The sequence below is a fragment of the Streptomyces sp. BK239 genome, from assembly GCF_004217285.1.
Classification (GTDB): Bacteria; Actinomycetota; Actinomycetes; order Streptomycetales; family Streptomycetaceae; genus Streptomyces.
This window is the reverse complement of the sequence record NZ_SHKS01000001.1, coordinates 458,455-482,531: the sequence shown is the minus strand read 5'-3', so window position 1 is coordinate 482,531 and position 24,077 is coordinate 458,455. Positions and strand designations below refer to the sequence as shown.

The 24,077-nt window shown below is 72.8% G+C and carries 17 protein-coding genes; 4 read left to right on the top strand and 13 right to left on the bottom strand.

The features are described from left to right. Nucleotides 1-45: 45 nt before the first annotated feature. The 5 genes from EV567_RS02110 to hrcA all read right to left on the bottom strand — a co-directional run bounded on the left by EV567_RS02110 (nt 46) and on the right by hrcA (nt 4,727). The gene (locus EV567_RS02110) at nt 46-591 is read right to left on the bottom strand and encodes a hypothetical protein (protein WP_207228652.1); all 546 of its coding nucleotides are present in this window, start codon (nt 589-591) and stop codon (nt 46-48) included. Between the two features lie 86 nt (nt 592-677). Continuing rightward, on the bottom strand, nt 678-1,436 hold the full coding sequence (locus tag EV567_RS02105; protein WP_130436828.1) for a 16S rRNA (uracil(1498)-N(3))-methyltransferase: 759 nt from the start codon (nt 1,434-1,436) through the stop codon (nt 678-680). Next, nucleotides 1,433-2,518, bottom strand: a complete 1,086-nt coding sequence (locus tag EV567_RS02100) for a nitronate monooxygenase (protein ID WP_130436827.1) — start codon at nt 2,516-2,518, stop codon at nt 1,433-1,435. The genes EV567_RS02105 and EV567_RS02100 overlap by 4 nt, the downstream gene beginning before the upstream one ends. A gap of 55 nt (nt 2,519-2,573) precedes the next feature. Further along, nucleotides 2,574-3,710, bottom strand: coding sequence for a molecular chaperone DnaJ (gene dnaJ, locus EV567_RS02095; protein WP_130436826.1), 1,137 nt, complete (start codon nt 3,708-3,710; stop codon nt 2,574-2,576). Beyond that, the gene (hrcA, locus tag EV567_RS02090; protein ID WP_130436825.1) at nt 3,711-4,727 is read right to left on the bottom strand and encodes a heat-inducible transcriptional repressor HrcA; all 1,017 of its coding nucleotides are present in this window, start codon (nt 4,725-4,727) and stop codon (nt 3,711-3,713) included. Between the two features lie 163 nt (nt 4,728-4,890). On the opposite strand from hrcA, the gene EV567_RS02085 reads away from it, so the two are divergent. Together EV567_RS02085 and EV567_RS02080 are read left to right on the top strand one after the other, a co-directional pair. After that, nucleotides 4,891-5,616 carry an MBL fold metallo-hydrolase gene (locus EV567_RS02085; RefSeq protein ID WP_130436824.1) on the top strand — a complete coding sequence of 242 codons (726 nt, stop codon included), beginning with the start codon at nt 4,891-4,893 and terminating at the stop codon, nt 5,614-5,616. A gap of 31 nt (nt 5,617-5,647) precedes the next feature. Beyond that, entirely contained in the window at nt 5,648-6,451 is an 804-nt protein-coding gene (locus tag EV567_RS02080; protein WP_130436823.1) for a DUF3097 domain-containing protein, read from the top strand. A gap of 16 nt (nt 6,452-6,467) precedes the next feature. On the opposite strand, the gene hemW is transcribed toward EV567_RS02080, so the two are convergent. Then, nucleotides 6,468-7,700, bottom strand: a complete 1,233-nt coding sequence (gene hemW / locus EV567_RS02075; RefSeq protein WP_130436822.1) for a radical SAM family heme chaperone HemW — start codon at nt 7,698-7,700, stop codon at nt 6,468-6,470. Between the two features lie 51 nt (nt 7,701-7,751). Then, nucleotides 7,752-9,779: a SpoIIE family protein phosphatase gene (locus EV567_RS02070; RefSeq protein ID WP_130436821.1), complete on the bottom strand. Its 2,028-nt coding sequence runs from the start codon at nt 9,777-9,779 to the stop codon at nt 7,752-7,754. Nucleotides 9,780-9,921: 142 nt separating this feature from the next. Here EV567_RS02070 and EV567_RS02065 point away from each other — a divergent pair, with 142 nt between their 5' ends. Continuing rightward, a complete protein-coding gene (locus EV567_RS02065) occupies nt 9,922-14,046 on the top strand; it encodes a HAMP domain-containing protein (RefSeq protein WP_242620644.1) in 4,125 nt (1,374 codons plus the stop codon). Nucleotides 14,047-14,436: 390 nt separating this feature from the next. Here EV567_RS02065 and EV567_RS02060 read toward each other — a convergent pair whose 3' ends face one another. Continuing rightward, nucleotides 14,437-16,320 (bottom strand): long-chain fatty acid--CoA ligase, encoded by a 1,884-nt coding sequence (locus EV567_RS02060; protein ID WP_130436820.1) that lies wholly within the window; start codon nt 16,318-16,320, stop codon nt 14,437-14,439. 200 nt (nt 16,321-16,520) lie between these two features. Then, nucleotides 16,521-18,389, bottom strand: coding sequence for a translation elongation factor 4 (gene lepA, locus EV567_RS02055; protein WP_130436819.1), 1,869 nt, complete (start codon nt 18,387-18,389; stop codon nt 16,521-16,523). Nucleotides 18,390-18,621: 232 nt separating this feature from the next. Between lepA and rpsT the strand changes: the two genes are divergently transcribed. Further along, nucleotides 18,622-18,888, top strand: a complete 267-nt coding sequence (gene rpsT / locus EV567_RS02050; protein ID WP_053750780.1) for a 30S ribosomal protein S20 — start codon at nt 18,622-18,624, stop codon at nt 18,886-18,888. A 400-nt stretch (nt 18,889-19,288) separates the two neighbouring features. On the opposite strand, the gene holA is transcribed toward rpsT, so the two are convergent. From holA to EV567_RS02030, 4 genes are all read right to left on the bottom strand, one after another. Continuing rightward, entirely contained in the window at nt 19,289-20,275 is a 987-nt protein-coding gene (holA, locus tag EV567_RS02045) for a DNA polymerase III subunit delta (RefSeq protein WP_207228651.1), read from the bottom strand. A gap of 79 nt (nt 20,276-20,354) precedes the next feature. Then, nucleotides 20,355-20,600, bottom strand: a complete 246-nt coding sequence (locus EV567_RS02040; protein ID WP_130436817.1) for a hypothetical protein — start codon at nt 20,598-20,600, stop codon at nt 20,355-20,357. Then, a complete protein-coding gene (locus EV567_RS02035; protein ID WP_130436816.1) occupies nt 20,593-21,459 on the bottom strand; it encodes an arylamine N-acetyltransferase in 867 nt (288 codons plus the stop codon). Before EV567_RS02035 ends, EV567_RS02040 begins: the two co-directional genes overlap by 8 nt. 5 nt (nt 21,460-21,464) lie before the next feature. After that, a complete protein-coding gene (locus EV567_RS02030; protein ID WP_165430309.1) occupies nt 21,465-24,074 on the bottom strand; it encodes a ComEC/Rec2 family competence protein in 2,610 nt (869 codons plus the stop codon). Nucleotides 24,075-24,077: the final 3 nt, after the last annotated feature.

The following is a 24,077-nucleotide window of genomic DNA, read 5'->3' as shown; positions in this document are numbered from 1 at the left end:
CAGGGGCTCAGGGGTGCTCGCACTCCGAGCGTCCGATCAGGGCCACTACTTGCCCTCGACCGGTCCGCAACGGGTGTCCGACGGACACCAGATGGTCCGGGTGACGGTCACGGTGACCGTGGGCCGCGCCGGTTGGGCCGGATGCGCGGAGGGCGGCGGTTGCAGCGGTGAGGGCGTCGCGGACGCGCAGTCGCCGAGTCCGCTGACCCGGAAGACCTGTCTGCCGCCCACCTGCGCGCGGAGGTCGCCGCGTACGCAGGAGCCGTCGACGGCGCGGGTGACCGTGCCGTCGACCTCGATGTCCCGGCCGTCGTCGGTCCGGCCCCGGCACTTGACCGAGGCGACGGTCTCCTCACCCGCCGAGGCGCGGCCCTTGCCGTAGTCGGCGGTGCAGGTCAGCCACCGTACGTCCGTTTTACGGCGGGCCAGTTCGGCCGTGGCGGCCTCGTCGGTGGTGTACGCCACGGACGCGGCGCTCAGCCCGCCCGGATCGCACGCCGCGAGCCCGCCCACGGCCACGAGCGCCAGCCCCGCCACCGCGGCCGTGCGTGTCCCCGGCCGTCCTGCCCGCATGCGTCGTGAAGCCCCCATGCGGGCAGACTGCCACCGCCGCGGCGGTCGCGGTAGAGCGCGTGCCGCCCCTCACGCGCCCCGGACAGCGCCCGTCCGGGCGTCTTTCAGGACCAGCGGCCGGTGCGGCCGAGGAGCAGGGCGGTGGCGGCGGTGCCGGCGGTCGAGGTGCGCAGGACGGTGCGGCCGAGGATGTACGGCTTCGCGCCCGCCTCCCTGAACAGCGCCAACTCGTCGGAGGACACGCCCCCTTCAGGTCCGACGACCAGCACGATGTCTCCCCGGTCGGGGAGTTCGGCGGTGGCGAGGCGCTCGCTGCCCTGCTCGAAGTCCGAGTGGAGCACGGCGGCGAAGTCCGCGCCGGCGAGAAGTGCCGCCACCTGCTTGGTCGTCGCCGCCTCCGCGACCTCGGGGAAGCGCACCCGTCGGGACTGCTTGCCGGCCTCGCGGGCGGTGGCCCGCCACTTCGCCAGCGCCTTGGCGCCCCGCTCGCCCTTCCACTGCGTGATGCAGCGTGCGGCGGACCACGGGACGATGCGGTCGACGCCGGTCTCGGTCATCGTCTCGACGGCCAGCTCCCCCCGGTCGCCCTTGGGCAGCGCCTGCACGACGGTGATGCGGGGCTGTTCCTCGGGCTCCTCGTTGATGCTCTCCAGGTCCATGACGACCAGCCGGTCCTTGCCCTCGGCGGCCCTTACGACGCCCTCGGCCCAGCGCCCGCGCCCGTCGGTGAGGACGACGCCCTCGCCGGGCCGCAGCCGCTTCACGGAGACGGCGTGCCGCCCCTCCGGGCCGTCGAGGACGACCTCGCCGCCGCTGCGGTCGGGGACCTCCAGCGGATCGAGCACGAACACCGGAGCCGTCATCGCTCCGCACCTCCTTCTGCGCCGGCCGCCGACGCGGCCCACACCGCGTCCGTCTCGGCCGCCAGTACCTCCACCAGCTCACCGGCCGGCATGTCCCGGGCCATCCGGTGCCCCTGCCCTGCCCACAGAGCCATGCCCTGCGCGTCGCCCGCCGCGGCGGCCGCCTTGCGCAGCGGCGCGGTGAGGTGGTGCACCTCGGGGTAGGCGGCGGGCGCGTAGCGTCCGTGCTCGCGCAGGAAGCGGTTGACCAGGCCGCGGGCCGGCCGGCCGGTGAACGCGCGGGTCAGCCCGGTGCCCACGAACAACGGGTTCGTCAGCGCCTCCTTGTGCGCGGCGGCCGCGCCGGACTCGGGCGTGGGGACGAACGCGGTGCCGAGCTGGACGGCGCTCGCGCCCGCCGCGAGGGCGGCGGCGATCTGGCTGCCGCGCATGATGCCGCCGGCGGCGACGAGGGGCAGCGCGACCGCCTCACGGACCTGGGCGATCAGCGACAGCAGTCCGATGCCGGAGCCGTCGTTCTCGGGGACGTCCCGGTGGGTGCCCTGGTGGCCGCCGGCCTCCACGCCCTGCACGATCACCGCGTCCGCGCCGGCCCGTTCCACGGCGAGCGCCTCCTCGACGGTCGTGGCCGTGACCAGCGTGACCGTCCCGGCCCTGCGCAGCGAGGCCAGCGCCTCGGGGCTCGGCACACCGAAGTGGAAGGACACCGCCGCCACCGGGTCGTCGAGGAGCACGGCGAGCTTGGCGTCGTAGCCGTCGTCCCGCCCGCTGTCCGGGTCGCCGAGTTCCGTGCCGTACCAGGCGGCCTCGCCGGCCAGCTGGTGGGCGTACACCTCGACGGCGCCGGTCTCGGCATGCTCGGGCTGCGGCATGAAGAGGTTCACGCCGAAGGGCCGGGAGGTGAGCCCGCGCAACTGCTTGATCTCCCGGTACATCCCGTCGGCGGTCTTGTACCCGCCGGCGAGGAAACCGAGCCCGCCGGCCTCTGACACGGCGGCGGCGAGCCGGGGGACGGAGACGCCGCCCGCCATGGGGGCCTGCACGATCGGATGGCGGAGAAGACCGGCCAGCGCGAAGGACATGACCGCATGGTGTCACGTCCCGGCGCCCTGTCCCGCCGGGGGCTCCGCCCCCGCCTCACCGCCCGTTGAAGGCGTCCTTCAGCCGGGAGAACAGCCCCTGCTGGCCGGGCTGGAACTGCCCCTGGGGGCGCTCCTCCCCGCGCAGCTTCGCCAGTTCGCGCAGCAGCCGCTCCTGCTCCGGGTCCAGCTTGGTGGGCGTCTGGACCTCCACGTGCACGATGAGGTCGCCGCGACCGCCGCCGCGCAGGTGCGTCACTCCGCGCTGGTGCAGCGGAATGGACTGCCCCGACTGCGTGCCGGGCCGGATGTCGACCTCCTCCGGCCCGTCCAGCGTCTCCAGCGGCACCTTCGTGCCGAGCGCCGCCGCGGTCATCGGGAGGGTGACCGTGCAGTGCAGGTCGTCGCCGCGCCGCTGGAACATCGCGTGCGGCAGCTCGTGGATCTCGACGTAGAGGTCGCCGGCCGGGCCGCCGCCCGGTCCGACCTCGCCCTCGCCGGCGAGCTGGATGCGGGTGCCGTTGTCGACGCCGGCCGGGATCTTCACCGTCAGCGTGCGCCGCGACCGGACCCGTCCGTCGCCCGCGCACTCGGGGCACGGGGTGGGCACCACGGTGCCGAAGCCCTGGCACTGGGGGCAGGGACGCGAGGTCATGACCTGGCCCAGGAAGGACCGCGTCACCTGCGACACCTCACCGCGGCCGCGGCACATGTCGCAGGTCTGGGCGGTGGTGCCGGGCGCCGCGCCCTCGCCGCTGCACGTGGTGCAGACGATCGCGGTGTCGACCTGGATGTCCTTGGTGGTGCCGAACGCGGCCTCCTCCAGGTCCACCTCCAGCCGGATCATCGCGTCCTGACCGCGCCGCGTGCGCGACCTCGGGCCCCGCTGGGACGCCGTGCCGAAGAACGCGTCCATGATGTCGGAGAAGTTGCCGAAGCCACCGGCGCCGAAGCCGCCCGCGCCTGAGCCGCCGGCCTGCGAGAGCGGGTCGCCGCCGAGGTCGTAGACCTGCTTCTTCTGCGGGTCCGACAGCACCTCGTAAGCGGCGTTGATCTCCTTGAACCGCTCCTGGGTCTTCGGATCGGGGTTGACGTCCGGGTGCAGCTCGCGGGCGAGCCGCCGGAAGGCCTTCTTGATCTCTTCCTGCGACGCGTCGCGGCGCACGCCGAGAACGGCGTAGTAGTCCGTGGCCACTTACGACTCCGCCAGGATCTGTCCGACGTACCGTGCCACTGCGCGTACCGCTCCCATCGTTCCCGGGTAATCCATGCGGGTCGGTCCGACCACGCCGAGCTTGGCGACTGCCTCGCCGCCCGAACCGTAGCCGACCGACACCACGGAAGTGGAGTTGAGTCCCTCGTAGGCGTTCTCGTGCCCGATACGCACGATCATGCCCGAATCCCCCGCCTCGCCCAGGAGTTTGAGGAGCACGACCTGCTCCTCGAGGGCCTCCAGGACGGGCCGGATGGTGAGGGGAAAGTCATGTCCGAAGCGGGTGAGATTGGCGGTGCCGCCGATCATCAGCCGCTCCTCGTTCTCCTCGACGAGCGTCTCCAGCAGGGTGGAGAGCACCGTCGAGACCGTGCCGCGGTCCTCCGCCTCGAAGGCCTCCGGCAGATCCTCCACCAGAGGGGGCACATCGGTGAACCGGCGGCCCGCGACCCGGCTGTTGAGCCGGGCGCGCAGGTCCGCGAGCGAGGCCTCGCCGAACGGGGCGGGGCAGTCCACCAGCCGCTGCTCGACCCGCCCGGTGTCCGTGATCAGCACGAGCATGAGGCGGGCCGGGGCGAGCGAGAGCAGTTCCACGTGCCGCACCGTGGACCGGGTCAGCGACGGGTACTGCACGACGGCGACCTGGCGGGTGAGCTGCGCGAGCAGCCGGACCGTCCGCGCCACGACGTCGTCGAGGTCGACGGCGCCGTCGAGGAAGTTCTGGATGGCGCGCCGCTCGGGCGCGGTCATCGGCTTGACGCCGGCGAGCTTGTCGACGAAGAGCCGGTAGCCCTTGTCGGTGGGGATGCGTCCGGCGCTGGTGTGCGGCTGGGCGATGTAGCCCTCGTCCTCCAGGGCGGCCATGTCGTTGCGGACCGTCGCCGGGGACACGCCGAGGCTGTGGCGCTCGGTGAGCGCCTTGGAGCCGACCGGCTCCTCGGTGCCGACGTAGTCCTGGACGATGGCGCGCAGCACCTTCAGCCGTCGTTCACTCAGCATCCGCGCACACCTCCAGTGCTTCGTCCCCTTGGCGCCTTCCCTGGCACTCGTCACATCCGAGTGCCAGCGTTCCCCGGTCAGTGTACGGCCGTGGGGTGCGCGGGGGGCAAGGTCGGTCCGGTCGCATGCCGGCCGACGGGTTCGTCACGGTTAGCGTCGCGGTATGACGGTCACTTGGGAAGAGCTGGGTTGGGAGCAGGTCGCGGCGGGCGTCGGGCGGCGGCGGCTGCCGGGCTGGGACTGCACGGCGGGGCTGGTCGTGGGGACCGGGGCGGTGCTGCTGATCGACGCGGGTTCGAGCCTCGCGGAGGGCACACGGCTGCGGGCGGAGGCGGAGCGGCTCGCCGGACGCCGTGTGACTCATCTCGCGCTCACCCACCCCCATTTCGACCACGTGTTCGGGGCGGCGGCGTTCGCGGGCGCGGAGGTGTTCGCGGCGGTGGGCGCCGAGTCGGTGTTCGCGCGGGAGCGGGCCGAGCTGCACGCGGACGCGGTGCGCAACGGGCTGGACGAGGCGGCGGCGACGGAGGCCGTGGACGCCCTGGTGCGGCCCCGCCACCTGGTCTCCGGGGAGTGGACCCTGGACATGGGCGGCGGGCGTCAGGTCCTGCTGGCGAACGTGGGCCCCGGCCACACGGCGCACGACCTGGCGGTGCTGGTGCCGGGGTCGCCGGAGGCGGTGTTCTGCGGCGACCTGGTGGAGGAGTCAGGCGAGCCGCAGGCCGGGCCGGACGCCGTGCCCTCGCGGTGGCCGGCCGCCCTCGACCGCCTGCTCGCCCTCGGCGGCGCGGACGCACGGTACGTGCCCGGTCACGGGGCGGTCGTGGACGCGGCGTTCGTGCGGGCGCAGCAGGACGCCCTGGCCGCCCGTTTCGGCGTGTCGCCGTGACAGCGCCCCGGCTTCTCCTATCGTCGTCCGAATGCGCCAGTACTCCGCCGATCTGACCCCGTCCTGGAAGAAGCCGCAGCCGGTCCCCGAGGTCGCGGCGGAGCCCGGCCTGGTGGTGGAGGAGCCGGGCAGCGGATTCTGCGGCGCGGTGATCCGCTGCGAGGCGGGCACGGTCACCCTGGAGGACCGATTCGGCAAGCACCGGGTGTTCCCGCTGGAGCCGCGCGGGTTCCTGCTGGAGGGCCGCCCGGTGACCCTCGTACGACCCGCGTCGGGCGGCCCGGCGCGCCCCGCCCGCACGGCCTCGGGTTCGGTGGCCGTGCCCGGCGCACGCGCGCGTGTGGCCCGCGCCGGCCGGATCTACGTCGAGGGGCGGCACGACGCCGAGCTGGTCGAGAAGGTGTGGGGCGACGACCTGCGCGTCGAGGGCGTGGTGGTGGAGTACCTGGAGGGCGTCGACGATCTCCCGTCGGTCGTCGAGGAGTTCGCGCCGGGACCGGACGCGCGGCTGGGCGTCCTGGTGGACCATCTGGTCCCCGGCACGAAGGAGTGGCGGATCGCACAGTCGGTGACCAGCGAGCACGCGCTCGTGGTAGGCCACCCGTACATCGACGTCTGGGAGGCGGTGAAGCCGTCGGCCCTGGGCATCGAGGCATGGCCGCGCGTGCCGCACGGCCAGGACTGGAAGACGGGGGTGTGCCGGGCGCTGGGCTGGCCGTCGGACAACACCGGCGCCGTGTGGCAGGCGATCCTGGCCCGGGTGGGCTCCTACAAGGACCTGGAGCCGGAGCTGCTCGGCCGGGTGGAGGAACTGATCGACTTCGTCACCGGCTGACGGGCCGGGCGGGCGTTCAGTCCACGAGGTCCCTGACCACGGCGTCCGCAAGCAGCCGCCCGCGCAGGGTGAGGACGGCGCGGCCCTCGTCGTAGGGCCCCGGCTGCAGCAGCTCCTCCGTGAGCGCCCGGCGCGCGGCAGCGAGCCCCTTCTCCCGCAGCACGTCCAGCGGTACGCCCTCGCGCAGTCGTAGCTCCAGCAGGATGCGCTCGACCCGGCGGTCCTCGTCCGTGAGGAGTTCGCGGCCGGCGCCCGGGGAGCGGCCCGCGGCCAGCGCCGCCGCGTACGCCCCCGGGTGCTTGACGTTCCACCAGCGGACCCCGCCGACGTGGCTGTGGGCGCCCGGCCCGGCGCCCCACCAGTCGGCGCCGCGCCAGTACAGCTCGTTGTGCAGACAGCGGGCCTCCGGCGAGGTGGCCCAGTTGGACACCTCGTACCAGTGGTAGCCGGCCGCCGTGAGGGTCTCCTCGGCGATGAGGTAGCGGTCGGCGTGCGCGTCGTCATCGGTCATCGGGATCTCGCCCCGGCGGATGCGGCGGGCGAGCTGGGTGCCCTCCTCGACGATCAGGGCGTATGCGCTGACGTGGTCCGGGCCGGCGTCGAGCACGGCGTCCAGGGAGGCCCGCCAGTCGTCGTCCGACTCGCCCGGCGTGCCGTAGATCAGGTCCAGGTTCACGTGCTCGAAGCCCGCCGCCCGCGCTTCCGCCACGCAGGCCTCGGGCCGGCCGGGGGTGTGGGTGCGGTCGAGGATCCGCAGCACGTGCCGCCGGGCGCTCTGCATGCCGAGGGAGACCCGGTTGAACCCGCCCTCGCGCAGGGCCGCGAGGTACGCCGGGTCGACGGACTCCGGGTTCGCCTCCGTGGTCACCTCCGCGTCGGCCGCGAGTCCGAACTCCTCGCGGACCGCGCCCAGCATCCGCACGAGGTCGCCCGCGGCCAGCAGCGTGGGCGTGCCGCCGCCGACGAACACCGTCCGCACCTCGCGCGGATCGTCGCCCAGCACCTTGCGGGCGAGCCGGATCTCGTCGATCAGGGTGTCGGCGTAGTTGTCGCGGGAGGCGAGCACACCGCCGGTGCCGCGCAGCTCGGTGGCGGTGTAGGTGTTGAAGTCGCAGTACCCGCAACGGGTCGCGCAGTACGGCACGTGCAGGTAGAAGCCGAGGGGCCGGTCGGCCGCCCCGGCGAGCGCGGACGAGGGCAGCGCACCGTCGTCGGGAACGGGCTCACCGTCGGGGAGTGCGGAAGGCATGTGCTCCATTGTCCCGCACCCGGCGGCCCTCCCTCCCCGCCCCGGCCGCCGCTACTCGGTCTGGAGCACCAGGAGGGCCAGGTCGTCCTCCGGGGGGTCGTCGCCGAAGGCGTGGACGAGGTCGCGGACGCGTTCGGCGATCAGGTCGGCGTCGAGGCCGGCGCATCCGGCCAGCGCGACGGCCAGGCCGTCGCCGTCGTCGAACTGGCGCGGTCCCGAGCGGCGCTCGGTGACGCCGTCGGTCACGCACAGCAGGGTGTCGCCGGGCCGCAGCTCCAGGGTCTCGCTGGTGTACGTGGCGTCCTCGACGACCCCGAGGAGGGTCTGCGGGTGGGCCGCCGTGGTGACCGTCCCGTCGGGTCCGAGCAGCAGCGGCAGCGGGTGTCCGGCGGAGGCGAGGGTGCAGCGGACCCCGCCGTCGAAGGGGACGAGCTCGCCGTAGAGGAGCGAGAGGAAGCGGGTCTGCGGCCCGTCCGCCGGTCCGGCCGGGCCGACGAAGGCACGGGCCGCGGCGTCGGCGGCCTCGGTGGCGTCGTCGAGGAGCAGTTGGTTGAGGCGGTCGAGGACGTCCGGGACGCCGTACCCCTCCCGGGCCAGCAGCCGCAGCCAGGGCCGGGCGAGGCCGATGACGACGGCCGCCTCCGGACCCTTGCCCTGCACGTCGCCCACGGCGAAGCACCAGCGGCCGTGGCCCGCCGGGAACAGGTCGTAGAAGTCGCCGCTCGGGCCGCCCTGCTCGCGCGGCTCGTACACGAGGGCGCTGCGCAGTCCGGGTATCTCGGCGACCGCGCCGGGCAGCAGACCGCGCTGGAGGACGGCGCTGATGGTGACCTGGCGGGCGTACTGGCGGGCCGCGCCGACGGCGAGCGCCACACGGCGGCCGAGGTCCTCGACCAGCCCGGTGACCTCGTCGGGGAACCGCAGCAGCCCGGCCCGGCCGATGACGAGCGTGCCGAGCGGGCGGCCGCCGGCGATCAGCCGGTAGGCGAGGGCGGAGCCGCCCGGGCCGAGCGCCTCGGCGGGCCAGGGGAAGGGGGTGGGCCCGGAGCCCGCCGTGTCGGGCGGGTGCGAGGGGTGCGGCGGGTCCTTCTCCAGGGTGCGGCGCAGTTCCTCGATGTGGTGCTCGCCGCCGTGGCAGACGCGGGCCAGCCGCGGTCCGGGCCCGCCGGTGCCGTCGCCCCAGCCGCGCGCGCTGAGTTCGTCCTCCAGCCACACCGCGCACCAGTCCGCCAGCCGAGGCACGAGCAACTGGCCGGTGAGCGCCGCGACCAGGTCCTCGTCCAGCTGCCCGGCGAGCAGGTCGGAGGCCTCGGCGAGGAAGGAGAGCGCACCCCGGCCGAGCCAGTCCCGGGCGTGGGGGGTGGAGGCGGGCAAGCGGGCGGGGGCGCTCGTGCCGGCGGCGGCGTCGGGGGCGGAGTCGGTCGGGGTGCTGGTGGTACGGGCGGCAGGGGCGGCGTCGGGGCGGGCCGTGCCGGTGCCGGCGGTCGGGGCGGCTTCGGCGGGGACGGTGGCGTACGCGGTCATGGGCGCGTCGTCGCCGTACGCCTGCCCGGCGTTCGCGGTGTTCTGCGCGATCGGCCCCAGCCGGGCCCACACCGTTTTCGTGCCCCGGCGGTACGTCACGCCCCACGCCTCCGCCAGCGTCGCGACCAGTTGCAGCCCGCGGCCGTACTCCGGGGTGTCGTGGGGCGGTTCGGGCGTGCCGTCGCGCGGGGCGCGGGAAGGGTGGTGGTCGGAGACCTCCACGACGACGGCGTACGCCTCGGGCTCGTCGTCCTCCGCGAGGCACAGCCGGCACACCAGGTCGATGTCGGTGCCGGTGTGCACGACCGCGTTGGTGACCAGCTCGCTGACGACGAGCACGGCGTCCTCCGCGAGCCGCCCGGCGAGGTGCTCCCCACCGGGCAGGCCGAGGCCGCTCCACTCCGTCAGCGCGGCCTGCACGAGGTCGCGGGCGGCGCCGGGCGCGTGGGAGCCGCCGGCCAGGGTCGCGCGCGTGCGCGCCGGGAGCCCGCCCGGGCGGGCGGACGCGCCGCCGGGCCGGTACACGGTCTCCCGTTGCGTAGGAATGACCCCCATGCGCAGCTCCTCGGACGGTCGACGTTTCGAGCCTCGACCTGACGACCGGCCCTCGGTCTTCGGACGATTAAGCCTCTCCGGACGCCGTCAGAGTGACAGACTGACCACGCCCATAAGCGCCGAGTTACCGAAGTGGGCCGTCATGAGTGAGAACAGTGCTCCGCATGTGCTCGAAGACGGACGTATTGAGGGCGGGATTCGAGCATCCGAGCTGCGCCCGCTGCTCGCGGCGATGACCGCCGCCCGCGACGGCGACTTCACGAAGCTGCCGGAGACGGGCGACGGGATCACGGCCGAACTGACGTCCGTCTTCAACCAGATCCTGGACCGCAGCACGCATTTCAACGCCGAGGTCCGCCGGGTGAAGCGGGAGGTGGTGCGCCACGGCCGTCTGGACGAGCGCCTGTCGGCCAGTCCCGGCCAAGGCGGCTGGGCCACGCGGGTGGACGACGTCAACCAGTTGCTGGACGCCCTGGTCGCCCCCGCGGCCAACGCGACGCGCGTCCTGGACGCGGTGGCCGGCGGGGATCTGACCCAGCGGGTCGATCTGCACGACGGGACCAGGGAGTTGCGCGGCGATCTGCGCCGGCTGGGCCGGACCGTGAACAGGACGGTGGACCAACTGTCCCTGTTCACCGGCGAGGTGACCCGGGTCGCCCGGGAGGTCGGCACCGAGGGCCGGCTCGGCGGCCGGGCCAAGGTGCAAGGGCTGTCGGGCAGTTGGCGGGACGTGACCGAGGCGGTCAACACCATGGCGTCCCGGCTGACGGCGCAGGTGCGGGACATCGCCCTGGTGACGACGGCGGTGGCCCGCGGCGACCTGACCCGGACGGTGACGGTCGAGGCGACCGGCGAGCTGCTGGAGCTGAAGCTGACCGTCAACACGATGGTCGACCAGCTCTCCGCGTTCGCCGACGAGGTGACCCGCGTCGCCCGTGAGGTCGGCACCGAGGGTCAGTTGGGCGGCCGGGCTCAGGTGCGGGGCGTGTCGGGCGTCTGGAAGGACCTCACCGACAACGTCAACTTCATGGCGTCGAACCTGACCTCGCAGGTGCGCAACATCGCCCAGGTGACCACCGCCGTCGCCAACGGCGACCTCAGTCAGAAGATCACCGTGGACGCGCAGGGGGAGATCCTGGAGCTGAAGTCGACGATCAACACCATGGTCGACCAGCTCTCCGCCTTCGCCGACGAGGTCACCCGCGTCGCCCGCGAGGTCGGCACCGAGGGCAACCTCGGCGGCCGGGCCCAGGTGCGGGGCGTCTCCGGCGTCTGGAAGGACCTCACCGACAACGTCAACTTCATGGCGGACAACCTCACCTCGCAGGTCCGCAACATCGCGCTCGTCTCCACGGCCGTCGCGCAGGGAGATCTGGGCAAGAAGATCACGGTGGAGGCGAAGGGGGAGATCCTGGAGCTGAAGTCGACGATCAACACCATGGTCGACCAGCTCTCCGCCTTCGCCGACGAGGTCACCCGCGTCGCCCGCGAGGTCGGCACCGAGGGCAACCTCGGCGGCCAGGCGCAGGTGCGGGGCGTCTCCGGCGTCTGGAAGGACCTCACCGACAACGTCAACTTCATGGCGCTGAACCTGACCTCGCAGGTCCGCAACATCGCCCAGGTGACGACGGCGGTGGCCAACGGCGACCTGTCGAAGAAGATCACGGTGGACGCCCGGGGCGAGATCCTGGAGCTGAAGGACACCGTCAACACGATGGTGGAGCAGCTGCGGGCCTTCGCCGACGAGGTGACCAGGGTGGCCCGCGAGGTCGGCACCGACGGCCGGCTCGGCGGGCGCGCCCAGGTGCTGGGCGTCTCGGGCGTGTGGCGGGACCTGACCGACAACGTCAACTACATGGCGGACAACCTCACTTCGCAGGTCCGCAACATCGCGCAGGTGGCCACGGCGGTCGCCCAGGGCGATCTGTCGCGGAAGATCGACGTGGACGCGCGCGGTGAGATCCTGGAGCTGAAGACCACCATCAACACGATGGTCGACACCCTGTCCTCCTTCGCCTCCGAGGTCACCCGGGTGGCCCGCGAGGTGGGCTCCGAGGGCCAACTCGGCGGCCAGGCACGGGTGGAGGGCGTGTACGGCACCTGGAAGCGCCTGACGACCAACGTGAACGAGCTCGCGCTGAATCTCACCACCCAGGTCCGCGCGATCGCCGAGGTCGCCTCGGCGGTCGCCCAGGGCGACATGTCCCGCTCGATCTCCGTGGAGACGCGCGGCGAGGTGGCCGAGCTGAAGGACAACATCAACCTGATGGTGGCCAACCTGCGCGAGACGACCCGGGCGAAGGACTGGCTGGAGTCCAACCTGGCCCGGCTGGCCGCCCTGATGCAGGGGCACCGGGATCTGATGGAGGTCGCCGACCTGATCCTGCGGGAGCTGACGCCGCTGGTGAACGCGCAGTACGGGGCGTTCTACCTGGCCGACCCGGAGGGCGAGGCGGCCGTCAGGACGACCGTGCCGGCCAAGGGGCTGGCGTTCATCGCCGGTTACGGCTCGGCGGAGGGCGCGACCGTGGAGACGGGCGGGCTGCCGGTGCACGGTCTGGTGCACCAGGCGGCCCGGGAGAAGAAGCGGATCCTGGTCGAGGGAGCCCCACCGCACTACATCAAGATCAACAGTGGGCTGGGCGAGGCCTCCCCGACCACGATCGTCATCATCCCGATCCTCTTCGAGGACACGCTCCTCGGGGTGATCGAGCTGGCCTCGTTCTCCCGGTTCTCCGATGTGCACCTGGCGTTCTTCGACCAGTTCGTGAACACCATCGGCGTCGCCATCAACACCATCATCGCCAACTCCCGCACGGAGTCGCTGCTCGGCGAGTCCCAGCGCCTGGCCATGCAGCTCCAGGAGCGCTCCGACGAACTCCAGAAGCAGCAGGCCGAGTTGCAGCGCTCCAACGCGGAACTGGAGGAGAAGGCGGCCCTGCTGGCGACCAGCTCCCAGTACAAGTCGGAGTTCCTGGCCAACATGTCGCACGAGCTGCGCACGCCCCTGAACTCGCTGCTGATCCTGGCCCGGCTGCTGTCGGACAACCCCGACGGCCGTCTCTCAGAGCAGGAGGTGCAGTTCGCGACGACGATCCACCGCTCGGGCTCCGACCTCCTGCAACTGATCAACGACATCCTGGACCTGTCGAAGATCGAGGCCGGCCGGATGGACGTACGGCCCAAACGGCTCCCGCTCATCAAGCTGCTGGACTACGTCCACGCCACCTTCCGCCCGCTCACCCTGGACCGGGGGCTCGCCTTCGAGGTGGCGGTCGGGGAGGACGTGCCGCGCGAGATGTACTCGGACGAGCAGCGGCTCCAGCAGATCCTGCGCAACCTGCTCTCCAACGCGATCAAGTTCACCGCGTCGGGCCGGGTGGAGCTGCGGGTGAAGCGGGTCGTGGACCCCGACTACCGGTATGTGAAGAGCAGCGACGAGGTGATCGCCTTCACGGTCTCCGACACCGGCATCGGCATCGCGCCCGAGAAACTCCCGGTGATCTTCGAGGCGTTCCAGCAGGCCGACGGCACCACCAACCGCAAGTACGGCGGCACGGGCCTCGGGCTGTCCATCAGCCGGGAGATCGCGGGGCTGCTCGGCGGGCGGATCGTCGCCGAGAGCGAGCCCGGCCGGGGCTCCACGTTCACCCTGTACGTCCCGGTCGTCAGCCCCGGCCACACGGTCACGGAGGACCGCGGCGCGTCCGTCCTGGCCGCCGATCCCTCCTCCGGGGCGCACGAGAGCGACGACTCCTGGCCGGCCCTCACCAAGCTGGAGGCCTGGCAGGCGGGGCGGGCGGGGCAGGTCCTGCCCGGACGGCGGGTGCTGATCGTGGACGACGACATCCGCAACGTCTTCGCGCTCACCCATGTGCTGGGCCGGGTCGGCATGCCCGTGCTGTACGCGGAGAACGGCCGCGAGGGCATCGAGACGCTGGAGCGCAACCCGGACGTCGAACTCGTCCTGATGGACATCATGATGCCGGAGATGGACGGTTACGAGACCATCGCCGCCATCCGCCGCACCCCGCGCTGGGCAGGTCTGCCCATCGTCGCCCTGACCGCCAAGGCGATGCCCGGCGACCGGGAGAAGTCCATCGCACGCGGAGCCAACGACTACGTCCCCAAGCCGGTGGACGTCGACCGCCTGCTGACGGTCGTCTGCGCCCTGCTGGATCCCCGGACCCCGGCCGGGGCCGTGCCCCCCGGCGAGACCGACACAGGGGACAACGGAACCACGGAGGAGGCCGGGCTCACGGAGTGAGGTACGGGGACGCGGGGTGAGCGTGCACGTGAAGTGAGCGTGCACGCGGAGTGAGCGTGCGGCACGCGGGGCCGCGGCGCGGCACGCGGAGGCCGGACGCGGGTGCGCGGGGTGAGAGCGCGGCACGCGGAGCCGGAGCACGGCACCCGGAGTGACGGCGCGGCACCCGGGGCCGGACCGCGGAGCGCGGAGTCCTGGCGCGCGTGCGCGAGGTGGGAGCGCAGCACCCGGACCGGGAGCACGACACCCGGACTGAGGGCGCGGGACACGGGGCCGGATCGCAACACGCGGAGCCCGAGCGCGGGCGCGTGGAGTCCGGGAGCTGGTGCGTGGAGTCCGGGGGCTGGTGCGTGGGGTGGGGCGCGGGGTTGGGTCCGCGCCCCTTGCCGGCTATGCCTCGCGCGTGCCCGAGTACATCTCGTCGATCAGGTGCTTGTACTCGCGCTCCACGACCGGCCGCTTCAGCTTCAGGCTCGGCGTGATCTCCCCGTGCTCCACGTCGAGGTCCCGCGGCAGCAGCCGGAACTTCTTGATCGTCTGCCACTTCTGCAGCCCCTGGTTGAGCTGCTCGACGTACCCCTGGACCAGGGACACGGTGGCCGGCGCGGCGACGACCTCGGCGTACGACTTGCCGGCCAGCCCGTTCTCCTCGGCCCAGCCGAGGATGGACGGCTCGTCGAGGGCGATGAGGGCGGTGCAGAAGTTCCGGTCGGCCCCGTGCACGAGGATGTTCGACACGTACGGGCAGACCGCCTTGAACTGGCCCTCGACCTCGGCCGGCGCGATGTACTTGCCGCCCGACGTCTTGATCAGGTCCTTCTTGCGGTCGGTGATCCGCAGGTACCCGTCGGCCGACAGTTCGCCGATGTCGCCGGTGTGGAACCAGCCGTCCGCCTCCAGCACCTCGGCGGTCTTGTCGGGGAGACCGTGGTAGCCCTCCATGATGCCGGGGCCGCGCAGCAGGATCTCGCCGTCCTCGGCGATCCGCACCTCCGTGCCGGGCAGCGGCTTGCCGACGGTGCCGGTGCGGTAGGCCTCGCCCGGGTTCACGAAGGACGCCGCGGAGGATTCCGTGAGGCCGTACCCCTCCAGGATGTGGACCCCGGCGCCGGAGAAGAAGTAGCCGATCTCGGGCGACAGGGCCGCGCTGCCGGAGACGCAGGCGCGCAGGTTCCCGCCGAACGCCTCGCGGATCTTGGCGTAGACGAGCGCGTCGGCGACCTTGTGCTTCGCGCCGAGCCCGAAGGGCACGGAGGCCGTTCCGGTGCGGCGGAAGTTGTCCTGGGCGACCTTGGCGTACTCGCGGGCGACCTCGGCGGCCCACTGGAAGATCTTGTACTTGGCGCCGCCGCCGGCCCGGGCCTTCGTGGCGATGCCGTTGTAGACCTTCTCGAAGATGCGCGGCACGGCCGCCATGTAGGTCGGCTGCACGACCGGCAGGTTCTCGATGATCTTGTCGACGCGGCCGTCCACGGCGGTGACGTGCCCGACCTCGATCTGCCCGGAGGTCAGCACCTTGCCGAACACGTGGGCGAGCGGCAGCCACAGGTACTGCACGTCCTCGCCGCTGACCAGCCCGGTCGCGGCGATCGCCTTGGCCATGTACGACCAGTTGTCGTGCGGCAGGCGCACGCCCTTGGGGCGGCCGGTGGTGCCCGAGGTGTAGATGAGGGTGGCGAGCTGGTCCTTGGCGATCGAGCCGACCCGCTCCTTGATCAGCTCCGGCTCCTGCTCCAGCCGGGCGGCGCCGCGCTTCTCCAGCTCGTCGAGGGTGAGGATCCAGTCGCCGGTGTCCACGCTCTCCAGGCCCGCCGCGTCGACGACGACCACATGGGTGAGCTCGGGCAGCTCTGAGCGCTTCTCCACCGCCTTGGCGAGCTGGGCCGCGTCCTCGGCGATCAGCACCCGGCTCTCGGAGTCGAAGAGGATGAACGCCGACTCCTCGGCGTTGGTCTGCGGGTAGATCGTCGTGGTCGCCGCGCCGGCGCACATGATGCCGAGGTCGGCGAGGATCCACTCGATCCGGGTGGAGGAGGCGAGCGCGACGCGCTGCTCCGGCTGCACGCCCAGCTCGATCAGCCCGGCCGCGATGGCGTACACCCGCTCGGCGGTCCGCGCCCAGCTCAGCGACTTCCAGTCGTCCGGGCCCTGGCCGGACGCGGCCGGCACCGGATACCGGTAGGCCTCCGCGTCGGGCGTGGCGGACACGCGCTCCAGGAAGAGGCCCGCGACGGACGGCGGACGGTTCTCGATCAGGGTCTGTGTGTCGCTCACGACATCCTCCGGGGCCCGCGACGATGCGGCTGGCTCAGTGCGGCTGTTGTTTAACTCGCGAGTAACCATCGAGCAGGCTTCAGCGTAGAGGTCGACCGCCCGGCACGTAAGGGGTCACGTACTGTCACTTTTCACAGACCACAGGCACGGGGCCCGTCGCGCAACCGCACGACGGGCCCCTCGACAGCCGCAGCGGGCCCCTACTTCTTGCCCTTTGCCGACCCCGCGCTGTCATCACTGCTGAGCACGGCGATGAAGGCCTCTTGCGGAACCTCCACGGAACCCACCATCTTCATCCGCTTCTTGCCTTCCTTCTGCTTCTCCAGCAGCTTGCGCTTACGGGAGATGTCGCCGCCGTAGCACTTGGCGAGGACGTCCTTGCGGATGGCGCGGATGGTCTCGCGGGCGATGACCCGGGAGCCGATGGCGGCCTGCACCGGCACCTCGAAGGCCTGCCGCGGGATGAGCTCCTTGAGCTTGGCGACGAGCCGTACGCCGTACGCGTACGCCTGGTCCTTGTGGGTGATCGCGGAGAACGCGTCCACCTTGTCGCCGTGCAACAGGATGTCGACCTTCACGAGCGAGCTGGTCTGCTCGCCGGTGGGCTCGTAGTCCAGCGACGCGTACCCGCGCGTCTTCGACTTCAGCTGGTCGAAGAAGTCGAAGACGATCTCCGCGAGCGGGAGCGTGTAGCGGATCTCGACCCGGTCCTCGGAGAGGTAGTCCATGCCGAGCAGGGTGCCGCGCCGGGTCTGGCACAGCTCCATGATCGAGCCGATGAACTCGGTCGGCGCCAGGATGGTGGCGCGCACGACCGGCTCGTACACCTCGCTGATCTTGCCTTCCGGGAACTCGCTCGGGTTGGTGACGGTGTGCTCGGCGCCGTCCTCCATGACCACGCGGTAGACCACGTTCGGAGCGGTCGCGATGAGGTCGAGCCCGAACTCGCGCTCCAGCCGCTCCCGGATCACGTCCAGGTGGAGCAGGCCGAGGAAGCCGACGCGGAAGCCGAAGCCGAGGGCGGCGGAGGTCTCCGGCTCGTAGACGAGCGCGGCGTCGTTGAGCTGGAGCTTGTCCAGAGCCTCGCGCAGCTCGGGGTAGTCGGAGCCGTCCAGCGGATACAGACCCGAGAACACCATGGGCTTGGGGTCCTTGTACCCGCCGAGCGCCTCCGTCGCTCCCTTGGTCTGGCTGGTGACGGTGTCGCCGACCTTGGACTGGCGGACGTCCTTCACACCGGTGATCAGATAGCCCACCTCGCCGACGCCGAGGCCGTCGGCCGCAAGCATCTCCGGCGAGTTGGTCCCGATCTCCAGCAGCTCGTGCGTGGCGCCCGTGGACATCATCCGGATCCGCTCGCGCTTGTTGAGCTGGCCGTCGATGACACGGACGTAGGTGACCACGCCCCGGTAGGAGTCGTAGACGGAGTCGAAGATCATGGCGCGGGCGGGCGCGTCCTTGACGCCGACCGGGGCCGGCACCTCGGCGACGACCTTGTCGAGCAGCAGGTCGACGCCGACGCCGGTCTTGGCGGAGACCTTGAGCACGTCCTCCGGGTCGCAGCCGATGAGGTTGGCGAGCTCCTCGGAGAACTTCTCCGGCTGGGCGGCCGGCAGGTCGATCTTGTTCAGAACGGGGATGATCTTGAGGTCGTTCTCCATCGCCAGGTACAGGTTGGCGAGGGTCTGGGCCTCGATGCCCTGGGCGGCGTCCACGAGGAGGACGGTCCCCTCGCAGGCGGCGAGCGACCGCGAGACCTCGTAGGTGAAGTCGACGTGCCCGGGGGTGTCGATCATGTTGAGGATGTGCGTGTTGTCCTTGTCGTGGCTCGGAGCCCACGGCAGACGCACCGCCTGCGACTTGATCGTGATACCGCGCTCGCGCTCGATGTCCATGCGGTCGAGGTACTGGGCACGCATCTGCCGCTGCTCGACCACACCGGTCAGCTGGAGCATCCGGTCGGCGAGCGTGGACTTGCCGTGGTCGATGTGGGCGATGATGCAGAAGTTGCGGATCAGCGCCGGGGCGGTACGGCTCGGCTCGGGCACATTGTTAGGGATCGCGGGCACGCAGGGTCCTGTCTCTTGAGGCGCCTTATGCCTCGGTCGGATCGATACGTAGGTTCCATGGTCCCACGCGTGGGGACCTGGGAGCGGTTTGGGCCGCCCTCGGGGCCACTGGTACTCTGGGCAGCTGTGTCTCATGCCCTCTCAGCGCGAGGCACGTCATCAAGAAATCACCTGGTGCGGGATCCGCGCGACATCCGTGCGGGCCGGCGCCTGAACCTGTAAAGGCTCATTCGTGGCGAACATCAAGTCCCAGATCAAGCGGATCAAGACCAACGAGAAGGCTCGGCTGCGCAACAAGGCCGTCAAGTCCTCCCTCAAGACCGCGATCCGCAAGGCCCGCGAGGCCGCTGCCGCGGGTGACGTCGAGAAGGCCACCGAGTACCAGCGCGCTGCCGCGCGTCAGCTCGACAAGGCCGTCTCCAAGGGCGTCATCCACAAGAACCAGGCCGCCAACAAGAAGTCGGCGCTCGCTTCCAAGGTCGCGACCCTCAAGGGCTGAACCCTTCTGATCTGACCGCCGGAAGGACCCAGAGCGGGCCCTCTCTCATCCGCTCCCGTCCGGCCCCCGGAACCGCGCGCGGCCTGCGTTCGCCACGCGGGCGCGGTTCCACACAGCGTGACCCGAAGCCCCCGCACCCGCCCTTCCCCAGGACGGCGTACGGGGGCTTCCGGCTGCGAGCACGGCGCCGCCGTGGGGGGGTGGTGGCCCGACGGCGCCTCGGAATCACCGGTCGGGGCAGCGCTCTGCTCTCTGAAGGGGCGCGGGGAACTGCGCGACCAGCCACGACCCACGCGCAGCCGACCGACACACCCGCACCCCGACCCACCCGCACCGCGGCACGCGAGCGCCACCCGCAGCCCCGGCACAACACACCCCCGGGGCACCACCAGCGGAGCGCTCAGCGACCCCGCGACCGCGCAGCGAGGGCGATCGTCACCACGGCCTTCTCCAGCGCGTACTCCGGGTCGTCCCCGCCGCCCTTCACCCCGGCGTCCGCCTCGGCGACGGCCCGCAGCGCGGCGGCGACCCCGTCCGGCGTCCAGCCCCGCATCTGCTGCCGCACCCGGTCGATCTTCCACGGCGGCATGCCCAACTCCCGCGCCAGATCGGCCGGACGGCCCCCGCGCGCCGAGGACAGCTTGCCGATCGCCCGCACGCCCTGCGCGAGCGCGCTGGTGATCATCACGGGCGCGACGCCGGTCGCCAGCGACCACCGCAGCGCCTCCAGCGCCTCCGCCGCCCGCCCTTCGACGGCCCGGTCCGCGACGGTGAAGCTCGACGCCTCCGCCCGCCCGGTGTAGTACCGCCCGACGACGGCCTCGTCGACGGTGCCCTCCACATCGGCGACGAGCTGGGACACCGCGGACGCCAACTCCCGCAGATCGCTGCCGATCGCGTCCACGAGCGCCTGGCACGCCTCGGGCGTGGCCGAGCGCCCGGTCGCCCGGAACTCCTGCCGCACGAAGGCCAGCCGGTCCGCCGGCTTGGTCATCTTCGGGCAGGCCACCTCCCGCGCCCCCGCCTTGCGCGCGGCGTCCAGCAGCCCCTTGCCCTTGGCCCCGCCCGCGTGCAGCAGCACGAGCGTGATCTCCTCGGCGGGGGCCTGGAGATACGCCTTGACGTCCTTCACCGTGTCCGCCGACAGGTCCTGGGCGTTGCGTACGACCACGACCTTGCGCTCCGCGAAGAGCGAGGGACTGGTCAGCTCGGCCAGCGTGCCGGGCTGCACCTGGTCGGGGGTGAGGTCGCGCACATCGGTGTCGGCGTCGGCGGCCCGGGCGGCGGCCACCACCTCCTGCACGGCGCGGTCGAGCAGCAGGTCCTCCTGCCCCACGGCGAGCGTCACCGGGGCGAGAAGGTCTTCGTTCGCGGTCTTCCTGGCCATCCCCCACAGCATCCCACGGCCCACTGACAACCGGGCCCGGCCCGACGGCCCCTGAGCGCGGCCGCGAGGTCCGGAAGCGTCACGGCTCCTCGCGCCACCCCTCCCACTCCCCCGCGAACGCGTCCAGCCCGGCCGCGTCGAGCCGCTCCTCCTCGTCGCGCAGCACCACCAGCCACTGCGCGTCCTCCGCGTCGTCCTCACCGGCCAGGGCGTCGCGGACGACCTGCGGCTCCTCACGCACCCCGAACCGCTCCCGCAGCGCCTCGACCACCTCCTCCGCGGCGTCACGGTCGGGCAGCACCAGCACATGTCTCACGTCACTCACGCCCCCATCCTGCCCGCACCCGCGGCACCCGCTCCAACCGGATCCCGAACCGCTCCCGGTACACCGCCAGCACCTCCTCGTCCCGCGTCAACTCCCGCTCCTCGGACGCCCCGTCGGCCGTCGTCGTCTTCAACCGGCGCCCGCTCAGCGTGACCCTCCCGCCGTCCTCCGTGACCCGCGAGCAGACGAGCGACCGGGTGAAGTGCGACTCGGGGGACGTCCGGTGCCACCACGCGCCGGCCGCGAAGTCGCCCAACGCCCGCGGCCGCACCTCCAGCCGGTACTGGCGCGAGCCGTCGCGGACGACGTCCAGGTCATCGGCCGAGCGGTCCGCCCAGCCCTTCACAGCGGCCGCGTCCGCCCTGGCCTCCACGATCCTGAACACGCCCGCGGGATCCTCCTGTTCACCCCGGTGCTCCCAGCGCAGCGGAAAGTGGCTGTGCGCCCCGAAGCCCACGTCGACCAGCCACTCCCCCGCGTCCACCGTCCGCACCCGCAACGCGAGATGGTCGTACGGGATCCCGGGCCGCCCCTCCTCCCCGTACACCCGCCCGGCCAGCAGCGTCACATCGAAGCCGAGCCCCGCCAGCAGCGCCCCGAACGCGCCGTTCAGCTCGTAACAGAACCCTCCCCTGCCGCCCTCCACCACCTTCTCCACCAGCCGTCTCTCCTCCAGGACGATCTCCTCCCCGAGATGGACCGACAGGTTCTCGAAGGGCACGGTCTGCAGATGCCGCACATGCAGCTCCCGCAGCACGTCGGCGGTGGGCCACGCCGGGTACGCGACGCCGAGGCGGCGCAGATAGGCGTCCAGCAGAGGGGAGTCGAGCGGCGCGGAGGCGATCTGTGCGGAGTCCATGCCCCTCAGTCTCCCGCCACCCGCAACCCGGCGCCCGTACCCGCGACCGCGAGTGCCCCGTCCCGGTCCGTGCGCAGCACCACCGCGCCCGACGCCCGCAACGCCGCGACCGTACCGGGAGCCGGGTGACCGTACCGGTTGTCCGCCCCGCAGCTGATCAGCGCGATCCTCGGCGCCGCAGTGCGTATCAGGTCGGGGTCCTGGTAGGCCGACCCGTGGTGGGCCACCTTGAGCACGTCCACCCCGCCGGCCAGTGTCGCGCCCGCCGGCGAGCGCAGCAGCGCCCGCTGGGCCGGGGGTTCGAGGTCCCCGAGGAGCAGCATCCGCAGCCCCGCCGTGCGCACCAGCAGGGTCACGCTCGCGTCGTTCGGCCCCTCCGGCTCAGCGGCGGCGGTTGTGGCCGGCGGCCACAGCACCTCCCAGTCGAGCGCGCCGACCCGCCTGCGCTCCCCCGCCGCCGCCCGCACCAAGGGAACTCCCCGCTCCCGCGCCTCCCTCCGCACGAACTCCGCCTGGTCGGCGGGCTCCTCGAACCCCGTCGTCCCGATCGCCCCCACCGCCCGGCCCCGCAACACCCCCGGCAGCCCCGCCACATGGTCGGCGTGGAAGTGGGTCAGCACCACGAACGGCACCCGGGTGACGCCCAAGGTGCGCAGACACCGGTCGACCAGGACCGGATCGGGCCCGGCGTCCACCACCACCCCGGTGCCCGCGCCCGCCGCGAGCACCATCGCGTCGCCCTGCCCCACATCGCACATCGCCAGCCGCCAGCCCGGCGGCGGCCAGCCCGTGAGCACCCGGGTCAGCGGCGGCGGCTGCACGACCACGAGCAACAGCAACGCTCCGCAGATCCCGCACAGCCACGGACGCCTCGTCAGTCGCCGCCCGAGCGGCACCAGCGCGACCGTGACGACGGCGAGCAGCAGGGCCCCGGCCCAGCCGCCCGGCCAGTCCAGCCCCGCGCCGGGCAGTGCCGCCCCGGTCCGCGCGACCCCCGCGATCCATCCGGCCGGCCAGCCCGCGCACCACGCGAGCGCCTCGGCCACCGGCATCGCCAGCGGAGCGGTCGCCAGCGCCGCGAATCCCAGCACCGTCGCCGGGGCCACCGCGAACTCCACCAGCAGGTTGCACGGCACCGCCACCAGGCTCACCCGCGCCGACAGCACGGTCACCACCGGCGCGCACACCGCCTGCGCGGCCCCCGCCGCCGCCAACGCCTCCGCCAGCCGCGGCGGCACCCCGCGCCGGCGCAATGCCGCGCTCCAGCGCGGGGCCAGCGTCAACAACGCCCCCGTGGCCAGCACCGACAGCAGGAACCCATGACTGAGCGCCAGCCACGGGTCGTACAGCACCAGCAGCAGGACCGCCGTCGCCAGCGCCGGGATCAGCGACCGCCGGCGACCGGTCGCCAGCGCGAGCAGGACCACGGCGCCGCAGGCCGCCGCCCGCAGCACGCTCGGGTCGGGCCGGCACACCACGACGAACCCGAGGGTCAGCGCCCCGCCCAGCAGCGCCGTCGCCCGCAGGGGGATGCCGAGCCTCGGCGCCAGCCCGCGACGCTCCACGTGCTGGGCCAGGCCGGGCGGTCCGAGGAGCAGGGCCAGCATGATCGTGAGATTGCTGCCCGACACGGCGAGCGTGTGAGCGAGGTCCGTCTCCTTGAAGGCCTCGTCCAGTTCGGGCGTGATCCGCGAGGTGTCCCCCACGACCAGCCCCGGCAGCAGCGCCCGCGCGTCCGCGGGGAGCTTGTCGGTGGCCTCCCGCAGCCCCGCCCGCAGCCGCCCCGCCACACGCTGCGCCGCCGACGGCCCCCGCACCACCACCGGCCCCGCCCGGTCCCGCACCCGCAGCACCGCCGCCGTCCGGTCCCCGCCGCTCGACGCCGGCGCCAGCCGACCCGTCACCCGCACCCGCGACGAGGGCAGCAACCCGAGCCACTCCACCCTCGCCGTCCGCCCCCGGGCTCCCGGTCCCCCGGCACCCGCGACGTCGACCACCAGCAACACCGGAGTGCGTACCACCACCGCCCTGACCCGCCCACCCCACGCTCCAGCCCCCGGCTGCTCCTTCACCCAGGCCCGCCCCGTACTCGTCTCGACCCTGCGGACCTCCGCGTCGATCAGCACCGCGTCCGGGGTGCGGCGGTCTCCCGTGAAGCGGGGGCGGGCGAGCCGGGGGTCCGAGGTGAGCTCCGCCTCGGCGGTGACCGTGGCGTACTCCCCGGCCAGGGCGGGCACCGGCCCGCGTCGCAGGTCGGCCCCGTGCAGTCCGGCGGACGCGCCGGCCGCGGCCACGCAGAGCAGCACCGCGGCGACGGTCGCCCGCGACCGGCCGGCGCTCGCGTCCGAGGCGGACCGCCGCCGCCCCCGCCGTCCCGCGCCGAGGAGGACACCGGCCGCGGTCAGGCAGACGAGCACGACGGCGGTCACCAGCCCCGGCGACGCGTCCAGTGCCACCGCCGCCGTCGCCCAGGCCGCCAGCGCCGGCGGCACGAGCCGCAGATCCACCGGGCCTTCCTGCCGCGGATGCGCGTCCCCCAGCCGCCTCCCCGAGGCCGCGTGCACGGCCCGGCGCGGCCGTGCACCGGGCTGGGGCTCGGCATCGGCTGCCGTCATCGC